This is a genomic window from Streptomyces antnestii, from assembly GCF_004005495.1.
Classification (GTDB): domain Bacteria; phylum Actinomycetota; class Actinomycetes; order Streptomycetales; family Streptomycetaceae; genus Streptomyces; species Streptomyces antnestii.
This window is the reverse complement of the sequence record NZ_RZYA01000037.1, coordinates 1-15,746: the sequence shown is the minus strand read 5'-3', so window position 1 is coordinate 15,746 and position 15,746 is coordinate 1. Positions and strand designations below refer to the sequence as shown.

The 15,746-nt window shown below is 71.6% G+C and carries 14 protein-coding genes; 3 read left to right on the top strand and 11 right to left on the bottom strand.

Annotation, left to right across the window (positions count from 1 at the left end; all coding sequences use genetic code 11):
- Positions 1 to 28: 28 nt before the first annotated feature.
- The 3 genes from EOT10_RS40085 to bldG all read right to left on the bottom strand — a co-directional run bounded on the left by EOT10_RS40085 (position 29) and on the right by bldG (position 3,645).
- Positions 29 to 2,431, bottom strand: coding sequence for a sodium-translocating pyrophosphatase (locus EOT10_RS40085; RefSeq protein WP_127833298.1), 2,403 nt, complete (start codon positions 2,429 to 2,431; stop codon positions 29 to 31).
- Positions 2,432 to 2,764: 333 nt separating this feature from the next.
- On the bottom strand, positions 2,765 to 3,202 hold the full coding sequence (locus EOT10_RS40080) for an ATP-binding protein (protein WP_127833297.1): 438 nt from the start codon (positions 3,200 to 3,202) through the stop codon (positions 2,765 to 2,767).
- A gap of 101 nt (positions 3,203 to 3,303) precedes the next feature.
- On the bottom strand, positions 3,304 to 3,645 hold the full coding sequence (bldG, locus tag EOT10_RS40075) for an anti-sigma factor antagonist BldG (RefSeq protein WP_003975386.1): 342 nt from the start codon (positions 3,643 to 3,645) through the stop codon (positions 3,304 to 3,306).
- A gap of 80 nt (positions 3,646 to 3,725) precedes the next feature.
- On the opposite strand from bldG, the gene EOT10_RS40070 reads away from it, so the two are divergent.
- Positions 3,726 to 6,278 carry a DEAD/DEAH box helicase gene (locus EOT10_RS40070; RefSeq protein ID WP_223281517.1) on the top strand — a complete coding sequence of 851 codons (2,553 nt, stop codon included), beginning with the start codon at positions 3,726 to 3,728 and terminating at the stop codon, positions 6,276 to 6,278.
- Between the two features lie 65 nt (positions 6,279 to 6,343).
- Here the strand turns inward: EOT10_RS40070 and EOT10_RS40065 are convergent, their stop codons facing one another.
- The 7 genes from EOT10_RS40065 to ssd form a co-directional block, all read right to left on the bottom strand.
- A complete protein-coding gene (locus EOT10_RS40065; protein WP_127833296.1) occupies positions 6,344 to 6,757 on the bottom strand; it encodes an Rv3654c family TadE-like protein in 414 nt (137 codons plus the stop codon).
- Positions 6,754 to 7,191, bottom strand: a complete 438-nt coding sequence (locus EOT10_RS40060) for a TadE family type IV pilus minor pilin (RefSeq protein ID WP_127833295.1) — start codon at positions 7,189 to 7,191, stop codon at positions 6,754 to 6,756. Before EOT10_RS40060 ends, EOT10_RS40065 begins: the two co-directional genes overlap by 4 nt.
- Positions 7,184 to 7,387 carry a DUF4244 domain-containing protein gene (locus EOT10_RS40055; RefSeq protein WP_127833309.1) on the bottom strand — a complete coding sequence of 68 codons (204 nt, stop codon included), beginning with the start codon at positions 7,385 to 7,387 and terminating at the stop codon, positions 7,184 to 7,186. Before EOT10_RS40055 ends, EOT10_RS40060 begins: the two co-directional genes overlap by 8 nt.
- Before the next feature lie 103 nt (positions 7,388 to 7,490).
- The gene (locus EOT10_RS40050) at positions 7,491 to 8,276 is read right to left on the bottom strand and encodes a type II secretion system F family protein (RefSeq protein WP_223281515.1); all 786 of its coding nucleotides are present in this window, start codon (positions 8,274 to 8,276) and stop codon (positions 7,491 to 7,493) included.
- Positions 8,273 to 9,163 carry a type II secretion system F family protein gene (locus tag EOT10_RS40045; protein ID WP_431313375.1) on the bottom strand — a complete coding sequence of 297 codons (891 nt, stop codon included), beginning with the start codon at positions 9,161 to 9,163 and terminating at the stop codon, positions 8,273 to 8,275. Before EOT10_RS40045 ends, EOT10_RS40050 begins: the two co-directional genes overlap by 4 nt.
- Before the next feature lie 263 nt (positions 9,164 to 9,426).
- The gene (locus tag EOT10_RS40040; protein WP_127833307.1) at positions 9,427 to 10,563 is read right to left on the bottom strand and encodes a TadA family conjugal transfer-associated ATPase; all 1,137 of its coding nucleotides are present in this window, start codon (positions 10,561 to 10,563) and stop codon (positions 9,427 to 9,429) included.
- Between the two features lie 140 nt (positions 10,564 to 10,703).
- The gene (gene ssd, locus EOT10_RS40035; RefSeq protein ID WP_127833293.1) at positions 10,704 to 11,822 is read right to left on the bottom strand and encodes a septum site-determining protein Ssd; all 1,119 of its coding nucleotides are present in this window, start codon (positions 11,820 to 11,822) and stop codon (positions 10,704 to 10,706) included.
- Between the two features lie 657 nt (positions 11,823 to 12,479).
- On the opposite strand from ssd, the gene EOT10_RS40030 reads away from it, so the two are divergent.
- Positions 12,480 to 13,349: an HAD family hydrolase gene (locus tag EOT10_RS40030; protein ID WP_431313374.1), complete on the top strand. Its 870-nt coding sequence runs from the start codon at positions 12,480 to 12,482 to the stop codon at positions 13,347 to 13,349.
- Between the two features lie 424 nt (positions 13,350 to 13,773).
- Here EOT10_RS40030 and EOT10_RS40025 read toward each other — a convergent pair whose 3' ends face one another.
- A complete protein-coding gene (locus tag EOT10_RS40025; protein ID WP_127833292.1) occupies positions 13,774 to 14,598 on the bottom strand; it encodes a Fic family protein in 825 nt (274 codons plus the stop codon).
- A gap of 101 nt (positions 14,599 to 14,699) precedes the next feature.
- Between EOT10_RS40025 and EOT10_RS40020 the strand changes: the two genes are divergently transcribed.
- The gene (locus EOT10_RS40020) at positions 14,700 to 15,680 is read left to right on the top strand and encodes an ATP-binding protein (RefSeq protein WP_189492726.1); all 981 of its coding nucleotides are present in this window, start codon (positions 14,700 to 14,702) and stop codon (positions 15,678 to 15,680) included.
- The last annotated feature ends 66 nt before the right edge of the window (positions 15,681 to 15,746 follow it).

Genomic DNA, 15,746 nt, shown 5'->3' with positions numbered 1-15,746 from the left:
GTGTGAACCGCGGTCAGGAAACCGCCGGTCAGGAAACCACCGCGCGATCGGCCTCCTGCTCCGGTACGCGCTCGGAGTCGTCGTCTCCGACGGCGATACCGCGCCTCTTCGAGATGTAGACCGCACCGACGATCACGGCGAGCGCGAGCACCGCGACCCCGATCCGCACCCCCACGCTCGCGTCCGCCCCGTAGCTGAACTTGACAACCGCGGGCGCGATGAGGAGCGCCACCAGGTTCATCACCTTCAGGAGCGGGTTGATCGCGGGCCCGGCCGTGTCCTTGAACGGGTCGCCGACGGTGTCGCCGATGACGGTCGCGGCATGGGCCTCGCTGCCCTTGCCGCCGTGATGGCCGTCCTCGACGAGTTTCTTCGCGTTGTCCCACGCGCCACCGGAGTTGGCGAGGAAGACCGCCATCAGCGTCCCGGTGCCGATCGCGCCGGCGAGGAACGAACCGAGGGCGCCGACGCCGAGCGTGAACCCGATCGCGATGGGCGCGAGAACGGCGAGCAGCCCGGGCGTGGCGAGCTCGCGCAGCGCGTCCTTCGTACAGATGTCGACGACGCGCCCGTACTCCGGCGTCTCCGAGTAGTCCATGATCCCGGGGTGCTCGCGGAACTGCCGCCGCACCTCGTAGACCACGGCTCCGGCGGACCGCGACACGGCGTTGATCGCGAGTCCGGAGAACAGGAAGACGACCGCGGCGCCCGCGATCAGGCCCACCAGATTGTTGGGCTGCGAGATGTCCATCACAAGGCTCATCGGGCCGCCGTTGCCGACCTTCTCGCCGACGTCCCTGGCGGCGGAGACGATCGCGTCACGGTAGGACCCGAAGAGCGCCGAGGCCGCGAGGACGGCCGTGGCGATGGCGATGCCCTTGGTGATGGCCTTGGTCGTGTTGCCCACGGCGTCCAGGTCGGTGAGCACCTGCGCGCCCGAGCCCTCGACGTCGCCGGACATCTCGGCGATGCCCTGCGCGTTGTCGGAGACGGGGCCGAACGTGTCCATGGCGACGATGACGCCGACCGTGGTGAGGAGGCCCGTGCCCGCGAGGGCCACCGCGAACAGCGCCAGCATGATCGACGTACCGCCGAGCAGGAACGCCCCGTACACGCCGAGACCGATCAACAGGCCGGTGTAGACGGCCGATTCGAGGCCGACGGAGATACCGGCGAGTACGACGGTCGCGGGTCCGGTGAGCGACGACTTGCCGATGTCGCGGACCGGGCGCCGGGTGGTCTCGGTGAAGTAGCCCGTCAGCTGCTGGATGAGCGCGGCGAGCACGATGCCGATGGCCACGGCGACGAGCGCGAGGATCCGCGGATCGCCGTCCTTCGCCTTGATCGCCACGTCGGTGACGCCGTTGAGCTCGGCGTACGTCGCCGGCAGATAGGTGAAGACCGCCGCCGCCACGAGGGCGAGCGAGATGACCGCGGAGATGAAGAACCCGCGGTTGATGGCGCTCATCCCGCTGCGGTCGGTGCGGCGCGGCGCCACGGCGAAGATGCCGATCATCGCCGTGAGCACGCCGATCGCGGGAACGATCAGCGGGAAGGCGAGCCCGGAGTCGCCGAAGGCCGCCTTGCCGAGGATCAGCGCGGCGACCAGCGTGACGGCGTAGGACTCGAAGAGGTCGGCGGCCATGCCGGCACAGTCGCCGACGTTGTCGCCCACGTTGTCGGCGATGGTCGCGGCATTACGCGGATCGTCCTCCGGAATGCCCTGTTCGACCTTGCCGACGAGGTCGGCGCCGACGTCGGCGGCCTTGGTGAAGATGCCGCCTCCGACACGCATGAACATCGCGATCAGCGCGGCGCCGAGCCCGAATCCTTCGAGCACCTTCGGCGCGTCGGCCGCGTAGACCAGCACGACACAGGAGGCTCCGAGCAGACCGAGCCCCACCGTGAACATTCCGACGACGCCGCCCGTACGGAAAGCGATCTTCATCGCCTTGTGCGAGACGGTGGTGAGATCTTTTTCCGGCTCTCCTTCTGCCGGCGTGGCTTCCCTGGCCGCGGCGGCGACGCGCACATTACTGCGCACCGCGAGCCACATTCCGATATAGCCGGTGGTCGCCGAGAACGCCGCGCCGATCAAGAAGAAGATCGAACGTCCGGCGCGCTGGTCCCAGCCGTCCGCGGGCAGCAGCATGAGCAGGAAGAACACGACGACGGCGAATACCGCGAGGGTCCGCAGCTGCCGCCCGAGATAGGCGTTCGCGCCTTCCTGGACCGCTGCCGCGATCTTCTTCATGCTGTCGGTGCCCTCACCCGCCGCGAGCACCTGCCGTACGAGCACTGCGGCCACCGCGAGGGCGGCCAGCGCGACGATCCCGATCACCACGACGATGAGCCGGTTGTCGTCGGTCAGGACCGCGGCCGCGAGGGTTGAGGGGTGGTCGAACCTCTGAGGGGTAGAAAGCCCCGCCATTCGTCCTCCTTGACGCTTGGGCTGAGCTCAAGATGTGGACGGATTGTAGGGAGCGGCACCTGATCAAAACAGTGCGCGAGAAACGGAATTTGCCATCCGTTACTACCCGACCAATGATCGTCCAACACAATGGGCACACAAAAGCTGGTAATGCCCTGAACGCATTGAGGCGTGATCCATTATTGATCGGTGATCTAGGGAACGCAAAAGAGGCCCAGCTCACCGAGGTGAGAGCAGGGCCCGGGGCGTAGAACGATCACGCGGGAGATACCGCCGGAAAACACCCGACCGGATGAATCGGGGGCATCGGATGGACGCGGGGTGCGGGCCGGATCAGGACGGGAGCGTGGCCGGCGTGGTCGGCCACGTCATCCGAATGAGACCACCGGACTGGTCCGCGGTGACCTCCACGTCGTCCACGAGGCCGCTGATGACGGCGAGACCCATGTCGTCCTCGCCCTCCGCGTCCAGATCGTCGGACGCGCCGGGCGCGTCGGACGCCTGCCCGCTGGGAACGCTCCGCGGAGCCTCGTCCCCGACCTCGATGGAGAACTGTTTTTCTTCTTCGGTGAGAAGGACCCGAACGGGTGCCGTGATGCCGCTGCTGCGGTGCAGACCGACGGCGCGGCTGCAGGCCTCGCCGACGGCGAGCCTGACCTCGTCGAGCACGGCCTCGTCCACTCCGGCCCTGCGCGCCACCGCGGCCGCCACCAGACGGGCGGTACGGACGTGCTCGGGCTGTGCGCTGAATCGGAGCTCGACGGTGGCCATGCATCCCCCTCGGAATGTACGGACGTGTTCTGAGAGGGACCGGACCATCGGCCCGGCCCCCCACTTCCGCTCAGCCACCGGCCCGTGGGGCCGGTGACCGGTCAGTCGGTCGCCGCTACGGCTTCCTCGACCGAGGTGTGGATGGGGAACACCTTGGTCAGGCCGGTGATACGGAAGATCTTGAGAATGCGCTCCTGGTTGCAGACCAGTCGCAGCGAGCCCTCGTGGGCACGCACTCGCTTCAGGCCGCCCACCAGCACGCCGAGCCCGGTGGAGTCGAGGAAATCGACTCCCTCCATGTCGACGACAAGGTGGAAACTGCCGTCATTCACCAGCTCGACCAGCTGCTCACGCAGCTTGGGCGCGGTATATACATCGATTTCGCCACCGACCTCGACGACCGTACGATCGCCGACGGTACGGGTCGACAGGGACAGGTCCACGGATCCTCCAGCACCTTGCTATCGAGCGGTCGCCCCTCGGGACACCTCGGCAGAGCCTCCGGGACGGATCGCCAGCCGCGATGGCATTCAATCACTTACCGGCAGGCGTGCACGACGCCTTAGGAGCATTGTCCGTCACGCCAGTGACACACTCGATGCCGATGGCCAAGAATCACCGCCCCGGACAACCCTCTGCGGACACCGCTTCCCGCCCCTCTCCAGGGGCGATTCTCGACCGGCTCGCCTCGGGTCCGAGCCGGTCCTCGCGCATCACTCATACGGAGCACTTGCCCCCGCGACCGGGACGTCATGCCGTCTGGCCCGACCGCATCCGGGCCGAGGTGATCGCCGCCGTCCAGTCGGCCGGAATCGAGCACCCGTGGGCCCACCAGGCACTCGCCGCCGAGCACGCCCTGGACGGCGAGTCGGTCGTCGTCTCCACCGGCACGGCCTCCGGAAAGTCCCTGGCGTACCTCGTCCCGGTCCTCTCCCGGCTCCTGGACGGCTCCGAGGCGCCGAACGGCCGGGGCGCGACCGCGCTCTACCTCGCCCCGACGAAAGCGCTCGCCGCTGACCAGCGCCGATCGGTGAAGGAACTTTCACAACCCCTGGGCACGGCGATCCGTCCGGCGGTCTACGACGGCGACACACCGGTCGAGGAACGCGAGTGGGTACGCCAGTACGCCAACTACGTCCTGACCAACCCCGACATGCTGCACCGCGGGATACTGCCCTCACATCCCCGCTGGTCCTCCTTCCTGAAGTCGCTCAAGTACGTCGTCATCGACGAGTGCCACACCTACCGCGGGGTCTTCGGCTCCCACGTCGCCCAGGTCCTGCGCCGGCTGCGTCGCCTGTGCGCGCGCTACGGCTCGGACCCCGTGTTCCTGCTGGCGTCCGCCACGGCCGCCGACCCGGCCGTCGCCGCGCAGCGCCTCACCGGCCTCCCCGTCGTCGAGATCGCCGACGACGCCTCGCCCCGCGGAGAGGTCGTCTTCGCCCTCTGGGAACCCCCTCTCACCGATCTCCACGGCGAGAAGGGCGCCCCCGTCCGCCGCACCGCCACCGCCGAGACGGCGGACCTGCTCACCGACCTGACCGTGCAAGGCGTGCGCTCGGTGGCCTTCGTACGCTCCCGGCGCGGCGCCGAACTGATCTCGGTGATCGCCCAGGAACGCCTCGCCGAGGTCGACCGCTCGCTCGCCCGCCGGGTCGCCGCCTACCGCGGCGGCTACCTTCCCGAGGAACGCCGCGCCCTGGAGCGCGCACTTCACTCCGGCGAACTCCTCGGCCTCGCCGCCACCACCGCCCTCGAACTCGGCATCGACGTATCGGGGTTGGACGCCGTCGTCATCGCCGGCTACCCGGGCACCCGGGCGTCGCTTTGGCAGCAGGCGGGCCGCGCGGGACGGTCCGGGCAGGGCGCGCTCGCCGTGCTCGTCGCCCGTGACGACCCACTGGACACGTTCCTCGTCCACCACCCCGAAGCCCTCTTCGACCAGCCGGTCGAGTCCACGGTCCTGGACCCCGACAACCCGTACGTCCTCGCCCCCCATCTGTGCGCGGCCGCCGCCGAACTCCCGCTCACCGACGACGATCTGCCCCTCTTCGGCCCGACGACCGCCGAGCTGCTCCCGCAGCTGGAGGCCGCGAAACTGCTGCGCCGCCGCACCAAGACCTGGCACTGGACCCGCCGCGAACGCGCCGCCGACCTGACGGACATCCGCGGCGACGGCGGCAACCCCGTACAGATCGTCGAAACGGGTACGGGACGCCTCCTGGGCACGGTGGACGCCGGCTCGGCGCACACCACCGTCCACGACGGCGCCGTCCACCTCCACCAGGGCCTCACCTACCTCGTGAAGCACCTCGACCTGGAGGACTCGGTGGCCCTCGTCGAGGAGGCCAACCCGACCTACTCGACGACCGCCCGCGACACCACCGCCATCTCCGTCCTGGAGACGGACGTCGAAGTCCCCTGGGGCGACGGCCGGTTGTGCTACGGCTCCGTCGAAGTCACCAATCAGGTCGTCTCCTTCCTGCGTCGTCGTCTCATCACCGGCGAGGTCCTCGGCGAGACCAAACTCGACCTCCCGCCCCGCACGCTCCGTACGCGGGCCGTGTGGTGGACGGTCACGGAGGACCAGCTCGACGCGGCCCGCGTGAACCCGGAGATCCTCGGCGGCGCGCTGCACGCCGCCGAGCACGCCTCCATCGGCATGCTGCCGCTGTTCGCGACCTGCGACCGCTGGGACATCGGCGGCGTCTCCGTCCCCCTGCACCCGGACACCCTGCTGCCCACGGTCTTCGTGTACGACGGCCACCCGGGCGGGGCCGGGTTCGCGGAGCGTGCGTTCCACACGGCCCGCGAGTGGCTCACCGCCACGCTCGAAGCGATCGCCTCCTGTGAGTGCGAGGCGGGCTGCCCCTCGTGCATCCAGTCCCCCAAGTGCGGCAACGGCAACGATCCGCTCCATAAGCGCGGGGCGGTACGTCTGCTGACGGTGCTGCTCAAGGGGGCGCCGGCGGTGGCGGGGGCTGCGCCGGGGGTAGGGACGGCGCCGGGGGTTGGGGCGACGTCGGGGGTGGGATCGACAGGCGGGCCGGGGACGGTGGCTGGGCCAGGCGGCTGATCCTGGGGAGGACCGGGCCCGCCCTGCCTCCCCCTGTGTGTCCCGGCAGATCGCGCATGCCCCGCCTAGTCGGGCGGCGCCGCCTGCCCGGACGGCCCCGCCGGATCGGACGGGACACCCTGCGCCATCGGGCCGGCCGGGCCCGCCCTGGCCCTGACCTCCGAGCTCAGCGGCGCCGCACCGGCCGCCGCGGTGACGTCCGACACCTCCCCGTACACCGCGCACTTCACGAGCCGCGTGTCCTGTGCGGCCGCCACCCGCGCCGCGTGGGCGCAGGCCACCTTGCCGCCCTCCATCCAGTGGTCGGCGGCCGCGAGAGCCGCCAGGTCCGCCGCCCCGCCGGCGCGATGCCGCACGACGACGGCCTGCCCCATGGCCAGTACGCACCCGAAGACCAGCCCGAGCGCGGCCATCGCCATCACGGCCCACACCGTCGCGGAACCCCGGTCCCCGTCCCGCGCGTTCGTCCGCCGCCTCATGAATCCCCCACCGTCCCGGCCGCCGCCCCCACCGTCTCCTCCGCCAACGCCACCGCATCGGCCCGCAGGCGGACGTTCAGCGCCCCCGGGCCCGGCGCCGCCGCCTCGACCTCGACCCGGACCAGGTCGCCCTCCCGGCTCACGGCCACCTTCGCGCCACGCGGCGCGACCCGCTTCGCCGACGCCACCGCCGCCCCTTCCGGGTCCTGGCGGGCGATCGCCCTGGCCCCCGCCCTGGCCGCGTCCACGCACTGAATCTGCGCGGACGCGGCCATCAGCGCCCAGACCAGCGCCACGGTGAAGGTCACGAGCACCGGCAACACCACGGCCGCCTCTGCCGTCACGAACCCCCGGTCACCGGCCCACTGCCCTCCGGTCCGCGGTGAACCACCCCTCGGCCGGCCGATCCGCCACGCGCCCGCCGCGCTACCCATGGAGCGCCCTTTGAACGATCCCTTGCAGGGCGGTCTGCACCTGCCCACTGGTCAGCACCTTCAGCAGCAGCCCGGCGAACCCCACCGCCGCGATCAGCCCCATCGCGTACTCCGACGTGACCATCCCCGCGTCCCGCCTCCCCGCACGCATCCGGCGCACCCACATCCCGGCACGCGCCCGCATCACTCCGCACATCTCAACCCCCATGACGTTCCTCTGCCGTTCCTCTGACATTCCTCTGAAGTTGCTCATCGATGGACCTTCCGACGTCCACCCGACTCAGCCGCCCCCGCGCCCCTCACCGACCTCCCAACAGCCCGCCGGCCACCCCGATCACCACCGGCAGCACCCCGATCGCCACGAACGCGGGCAGGAAGCACAGCCCCACCGGCGCCGTGATGAGCACGGCCGCCCGGCGCGCCACCGCGGCGGTCGCCCGCCCGCGCGCGGCTCTGGACTCGGCGGCCAGCCGCGCCACCTGCTGCGCGGCCGGGGCGCCGGAATCGCCGGCCCGCTCAAGGAGCCCGGCCAACGGCCCCGCCCCCGGCATCGACGCCAACTGCCGCCACGCCGCTCGCGGTTCACCGCCGAGCCGTACGTGGGCCGCGCCCCGCGCCAGCACCTCCCCGACCGGGCCACCCAGCGATTCCCCCACGGCCCTGGCCGCTCTCACGGGATCGGCCCCGGCGGCGATGCACGCGGCCAACAGGTCTGCCGCCAAAGGCAGTTGCCGCTCGGCCTGCGCACGCGCGGCGGCATCCGACGACGCCTCCTCCACGGCCGCACGGACCCTCCGCCGCCACCGCCACACGGCGCACCCCGCTACCGCCCCCACGACCAGCCCGGCCACCCCGCCCACCAGCACGTACCCGGCGCACACCGACCCGGCCACCGGTCCCCAGCGCCCGACGACGCCCCGGACATCCGTGCCGCGCCGAGCACGCGTCGCGGCCGCCACCTCCAGCGCGGCGCTGAGCCTCCGCAGCAGCGCCCGTTCCCTGCGCCGCGCCGCGGCCTCATGTGCGACCCATCCCAGGGCCACCACGGCACACAGCACGACCCCCAACCTGTGGACAACACTCACCGCTCCTCCGCTCCCCGTACGATCCGCAGCGCCCACCAGAGCCCCGCGCCCTCCAACACCCCGCCCACCAGCAGGCATCCGAACCCCGCGCCGGTGTGCAGCAGCACCCTCAACGGCCTGGCCCCGAGCACGCTCCCCAGCAACAGCCCCAGGACCGGCAGCCCCGCGAGCATCACCGCAGTCGACCGCGAGCCGGCCAACTGGGCTCGCAGATCGGCTCTTTGGTCCCGCTCGGCCCGCAGCGCATCAGCGAGACGTTCCAGCCCCGCCGCGAGCCCCGCGCCCCGGTCCACCGCCACCCGCCAGCACGCCGCGAGCCCCGACAACCCCTCGGCCCCCGGCTCCCGCGCCGCCTCACGCAACGCTCCCGGCACGTCCCCACCGAACCGGGCCGCAGCCACCACGGCCCCGCCGCCGGCACCCGAGCCGCCCCCGCCCGTTCTCGCCTCCCTCTCCTCACGAACCGCCGCGATCAACGCCTCCCCCGGCTGCCGCCCAGCCCGCACCTCCCCCGCCAGCACCGCGCACAGAGAGATCACGGCGTCGGCCCGGCGCTCCCGCACCCGCCGCTCCTCCCTGCCCTGCCGCGCCCGCGCAGCCAGAGGCATCCCCGCCACCCCGATCACCAGCGGCACCACTGACGCCCCGAGAACAGCGAACACAGCTCCCACGGCGGGCACCCACCACTCCCACCGCTCCCGCCACCGACCCCGAACCAGCCGCCAGGTCCGCACAGCCCACGGCACCCCGCCACGGGTTCCCAGCAGCTCCCTCGCCCGCCGCACCTCCCGCCCACGGCCACCACCGGCGACCCAGGCCACGGCCACGGCCCCGGCACAGACCAGAGCCGCGCACTCCGGCCCCACACCGACCCCGACCGCCCCCACAACCGTCCCCTCCACAAATCCCGACACACCGCTGCCTCCTTCACCCACAGCCGACCCTCACCACACCCACAGCCCACCCCGTCACCACACCCCGCCCTTCGCGACTGCGACGCCCACACCCACTCCCGAACCCGCACCCTTCATCGCCCCCTCCGCTGCCCGCCGCCCCGAACACACCGACCCCGACGCCGACTCCCAACCCCCCGACCAAAGCCCCGAACCCCACCCCGCCCCGTGCCGCCCCGCCCCCACGCGCCTCCCGCCTAACCCCCCTCCCCCAGCAACCCCCGCAACCGCCCCCACCCCCGCTCGCGAACGAACTCCCCCTCGCCCCACCGCAGCGCCGGCACGGTGACCACCCACCCGGCCGCGTCGCGCTCCAGGACATGAACCTCGGCGACCCGTCGCCGCCCCCTCCGGTCCCGCACCAGGTGCAGAACCACCGACAACGCCGCCGCCAACTGGCTGTGCAGGGCGCCTCGATCGAGCCCCGCAGCCGTCCCCAGCGCCTCCAGACGTGCGGGCACGTCGTGGGCGGCGTTCGCGTGCACAGTCCCCGAGCCGCCCTCATGGCCCGTGTTGAGGGCGGCGAGCAGCGCCACGACCTCCGGGCCCCGCACCTCACCGACCACCAAGCGGTCCGGTCGCATGCGCAGCGCCTGCCGCACCAGGTCGTCCAGGCCGACGAGTCCCGCCCCCTCCTGGTTGGCGGGCCGCGCTTCGAGCCGCACCACATGCGGGTGGTCGGGCCGCAGTTCGGCCGAGTCCTCGGCGAGCACCACGCGCTCCCCAGGCCCCACCAAGCCGAGCAACGCGCTCAGCAGCGTCGTCTTCCCGGAACCGGTACCACCGCTGATCAGGAAGGACAGCCGGGCGTCGAGGAGGTCCCGGAGCACCCGGTCGCCGCCGGGCGGCACCGTCCCCGCCGCCACCAGTTCGTCCAGCGTGAAGGCGCGTGGACGCACCACCCGTAGCGACAGACAGGCGCAGCCGACGGCGACGGGCGGCAGGACGGCGTGCAGCCGGGTCCCGTCCGGCAGCCGGGCGTCGACCCATGGCCTCGCGTCGTCGAGGCGCCGCCCCGCCACCGCCGCGAGCCGCTGCGCGAGCCTGCGTACCGATGAGGCGCTCTCGAACGACACTCCCGTCAGCTCCAGGCCACCGCCCCGGTCCACCCACACCCGGTCGGGCGCGGACACCAGCACGTCACTCACGGACTGGTCGGCGAGGAGGGGCTCCAGCGGGCCCGTGCCCACGAGTTCGGAGCGCAACTGGCCTGCCGCGCCGAGCACTTCGGCATCCCCGAGAAGCCTTCCCTGGGCCCTGAGTGCTTCCGCGACCCGCGCGGGCGTCGCCTCCGCGCCGTTCTCCGCGAGCCACTGCCGCACGCCGTCCAGCATCCGCGCGCCCACGACACCGGCCCGCCGCCCACCCTGATCGCTCACGACACCGGCCCGCCGCCCGTCTTCACCCACAACACCAGCCCCCGTCCCCACGCCCACACCCGCGCCGGCCCCCGCCCTCGCACTCGCACTCGCACTCACTCCGCACCCCCATCACCCGTCGCGACCGGAACCCGTTCCCAGAAGGCCGCGCAGAACCGGGCGAGGGGCCCGCGCGCCGCGCCGCCCGGGGGATGCCCGCCCCCCTGAGCCACCGACAGAGCGCCCTCCACCGGTAGTTCGCCCGCCAGCGGGAGTCCCAGAAGTCGCGCGACCTCCTCCGGATCGAGCGCGGCGGCCATACGTCCGCGGCGCGGCCCCACGACGACGCGCAGATCCCGCAGCACCATCCCCACGCCGGAGGCGACCCGTTTCGCCGCCGCGACCGCCCTCAGCTCCGGTGGCACCACAAGGAGCCCCAGGTCCAGCTGGGCCAGCGCCTCGGCCGCCCCCTCGTCGACCCGGCGCGGCAGGTCCACCACGACCGCCCCGCCCCGCCGACGCGCGGCCGCCAGCACCGCCCGGACGGCTTCCGGCGGCACCGCCACCGTGTCGCCCCTGTCCCAGCTCAGCACCCGCAGGGCGTGCATCTCGGGGAGCGATTCCTCCAGCGCCCCGCCCGCGACCCGTCCACGCGACTGGGCGAACGCGGGCCACCTCATCCCTTCCGCGGCCTCCCCGCCGAGCAGCACGTCGAGGCCGCCGCCGAGCGGATCCGCGTCGACGAGGAGGGTGCGTCGCCCGCTCTTCGCCGAGGTCACGGCGAGCGCGCACGCCAGGGTGGACGCCCCGGCGCCGCCCCGCCCGCCGATCACTCCGACGGTCAGCGCGGGCCGTCCCACGCCTTCGGCCACATCGGCGATCCGGTCCATCAGCCACTGCTCGCCGTCCGGCAGCACCAGCACATGGTCGGCGCCGATCTCCACGGCCCGCTGCCACACCCCCGAATCGTCCTGGTCACGCCCCACCAGGACGACACCGCGCCGCCGTGCGACGCCTCGCACCCGCTCGACCGCGTCGTCCCCGACGAGCACCAGCGGCGCCGACTCCCAGCTCCCTCTGCGCTCCGGGACCCCGTGGTGGACCTCGGGCCGTGCTCCTGCCGCGGCGCACAGCCGCAGCAGGTCGTCCAGCAGATCCACGTCCTCGGTCACGATCAGCGGCGTCCGCCGCCCGTCGGCGACCGGCGCCCTGTCACATGTGATGACTCCCGCCACGATCTCCGCCCCCTCTGTCGCTGCTGTCCGGTGCTGTCCCACCGCGAACCGGACCGGCCGTGAACCCCGGTTCCGACTTCGCGAGTGGAATCACCGTGCAGCGATCCCGGAAATCATGTGGATCTTGGTCAATTACTGTGGACAAGGAAGCGCCTGTGAATATCCCCATCACCCATACCGGTGACATCTTTCGCGACATCGACGGCGGCATCCCCAACGACATCTCTCTAGCGACATCTCTAGTGAGATCCCCAACTACAATCTCTGGGCGCAACTCGAGCGGCTTCTCCGGGAACGCCTCTTCCCTCATCAGGGCCGCCCGTTCAACCACCTCCACCCACCCTCCGCACCGCAGCCTGTCGGCTACACACAGTGACGAAATGTGGCCGCGAGACGCCGACGCGCCGAAGGCGCCGAAGCCGCCGCCCAGGGCGGCACAGAGGTGGAGAACGCAAAAGTCCGGACCCGAAGTGGGTCCGGACATGCGACGACCCCCGCCGGGGGGGAGAGCGGGGGTCGTCCCCACGGTCCGACTCGGGGGGGGAGGAGCCAGACCGGGTTAGCACGGTCGCGAACGATCCGTGACTTCCATGGTGTACCCGAGAGCCTTCTCAGGCAAACCCACGCGCCACACCTTACGCCGAATGGTGGGCGCCTATGCTCGGGCTCGTGGAAAACCACTCCTTGACCCACTCCATGGACCACTCCATGAGCCACTCGATGCCCCGCACGGCCGCGTTCTTCGACCTGGACAAGACGGTCATTGCGAAGTCGAGCACGCTCACCTTCAGCAAGTCGTTCTACCAAGGCGGCCTGATCAACCGCAGGGCGGTGCTGCGGACCGCGTACGCGCAGTTCGTCTTCCTCGCCGGCGGTGCCGACCACGACCAGATGGAGCGGATGCGCGAGTACCTCTCGGCTCTGTGCCGCGGGTGGAACGTGCAGCAGGTGAAGGAGATCGTCGCCGAGACGCTCCACGACCTGATCGACCCGATCATCTACGACGAGGCCGCCTCGCTCATCGAGGAGCACCACACCGCCGGACGGGACGTCGTGATCGTCTCCACGTCGGGCGCGGAGGTCGTCGAGCCGATCGGCGAACTGCTCGGCGCGGATCGCGTGGTGGCCACCCGCATGGTCGTGGGTGACGACGGCTGCTTCACGGGCGAGGTGGAGTACTACGCGTACGGGCCGACCAAGGCCGAGGCGATCGAGGAGCTCGCCAGGTCCGAGGGGTACGACCTCGCGCGCTGCTACGCGTACAGCGACTCGGCGACCGATGTGCCGATGCTGAAGTCGGTCGGACACCCCCACGCGGTCAATCCGGACCGTGCGCTGCGCCGCGAGGCGCTCGCGCGCGAGTGGCCGATCCTCGACTTCCACCGGCCCGTGCGGCTCAAGCAGCGACTGCCTGCACTGTCCGCGCCGTCACGGCCGGCCCTTGTCATGGCCGCCGCCGTCGGCGCCGCCGCGGCCACCGCGGGACTGGTCTGGTACGCCAGCCGCCGACGCGCGTCGGTCGGCTGACCGGCCCGTTCGGCGACCCGCGAGACGGCCCGGACATCACCCTCGAGGCCGCCCGCCCGTTTCACCCCTAATTGAACCTAAAAGTAAAGAAGTGTGGCCAGGGGTTTCGCTTCCTCCACTCCTGGAGTACAAATAAGGCAACGGCCCGCGAGACCAAGGACATCCGAGAGGATCACCTTTAAACGCAACCAAGGCCCCACGGACCGAGCATGAACGCCAGGCACCCACGCGACGTCGACCCGTCGATTACGGGCCAGCCGCACCAGGCCACGGGCTAAGTTCCCGACCTGATGGGCAAATATCGAGGACGCTTGGTAACCAGGTGAACATGCCAGCGGCGGTACGAGGAATTCGTACCGCCGCAACCCTTTTCCGGGGTAATTCAGAAGCCTTACGCAATACCTACGCGGCCCCCGCGTGATCCCTACGCGGCGCCGCGCTGCAGCGCCTCGCACACCGCCGTCGACTCGCGGACGCCGAGCTCCACGGACCGTCCGCAGTGCGCGATCCACGCGGCCGCCCCTTCCGGAGTGCCGGACACATAGCTTTCGAGCGCCGCCGCATACTCCGCGCGCCCCTGCTCCGCGTGCCCCACCTCGGCCGGACAGATCGACTTGGGGTCGAGACCGCTGCCCACCAGCACGATGCGCTCGGCCGCGCGCGCGACGAGGCCGTTGTACGAGCCGAAGGGGCGCAGCGCCAGCAGTTCGCCGTGCACGACGGCGGCGGTGACCAGGGCCGGGGCGGAGCCGCCCGCGATGATCAGCTCCGAGAGCCCGTCGAGCCGGCCCGCGACCTCCTGCGCGCCGGGCAACGGCAGTTCGATCAGCGGTTCGTCGACCGGCTCGCCGCCCTGACGGGGCCGCCCCACCGTGTCGCTGTTGCCGGCGGCGGCCACGAGGTGCAGGCGTGCGAGCACCCGCAGCGGGGACTGCCGCCAGATCGACAGGAGCTGGCCCGCCTCCGCGGTCAGCCGCAGGGCGGCGCCGACGGTGCGCGCCTCGGCGTCCCCGCCCGCACCACTGAAGTCGGAGCGCCTGCGCACCTCTTCGAGCGGCCAGTCGGCGCCCGACAGCGCCGCGCTGCCACGCGCGCCGCGCAGCGCGGCCTCGGAGGTGACCGCGTTGCTGCGACGCCGCATGACCCGATGGCCGTAGACCCGGTCCACGGCCTTGCGCACGGAATCCACGGATTCGGCCACGCCGGGGAGGGCCCCGAGGGCTGCGAGGGGGTCGGCTGTCGTACTCATGAGTACGACAGTACGCAGTTCAGGGTCCCCCTCCACGAAGGAGTGGTCTTCTTCACGCTCCGCGGATACGAAACGCGATCGCGCGACTACCCTTGGTGAACATGAAGATCGCTTTCGTGGGGAAGGGCGGCAGCGGGAAGACCACGCTGTCCTCGCTCTTCATCCGTCACCTCGCCGCCCTGGGCGCCCCGGTCATCGCCGTCGACGCCGACATCAACCAGCACCTGGGGCCCGCCCTCGGCCTCGACGACGAGCAGGCGGCCGAGCTGCCCGCCATGGGCGCACGCCTCCCGCTCATCAAGGACTATCTGCGCGGCTCGAATCCCCGGATCGCCTCCGCGGACACGATGATCAAGACGACCCCGCCCGGTGAGGGCTCCCGCCTTCTGCGGGTGCGCGAGAACAATCCGGTGTACGACGCCTGCGCCCGGCCCGTGGAACTCGACGGCGGGGCCGTGCGTTTGATGGTCACGGGCCCCTTCACCGAAGCCGACCTCGGTGTCTCCTGCTACCACTCCAAGACCGGAGCGGTGGAGCTGTGTCTGAACCATCTCGTCGACGGCCGTGACGAGTACGTGGTCGTCGACATGACCGCCGGTTCGGACTCCTTCGCCTCCGGCATGTTCACCCGCTTCGACATGACGTTCCTCGTCGCCGAGCCGACACGTAAGGGGGTCTCCGTCTATCGCCAGTACAAGGAGTACGCACGGGACTTCGGCGTCACGCTGAAGGTCGTGGGGAACAAGGTGCAGGGCCAGGACGACCTCGACTTCCTCCGCGCGGAGGTGGGGGACGACCTGCTCGTCACCGTCGGGCACTCCGACTGGGTGCGCGCCATGGAGAAGGGCCGCCCGCCCCGGTTCGACCTCCTGGAAGAGCCCAACTCGGCCGCCCTGCAAACGCTTCGGTCCACCGCGGACGCGGCGTACGCGGTCCGCGACTGGGAGCGCTACACACGCCAGATGGTCCACTTCCACCTGAAGAACGCCCAGAGCTGGGGCAACGCGAAAACGGGCGCCGACCTGGCAGCCCAGGTCGACCCCGCGTTCGTCCTGCGGGAGAGCGTGGCGGCCCCGGCCTGACCTCCCGCACCCACCGACGGACGGAGTCCGGCGCAGCGCCCCGAAGCCCGCGCAGCGGCGCGAGGG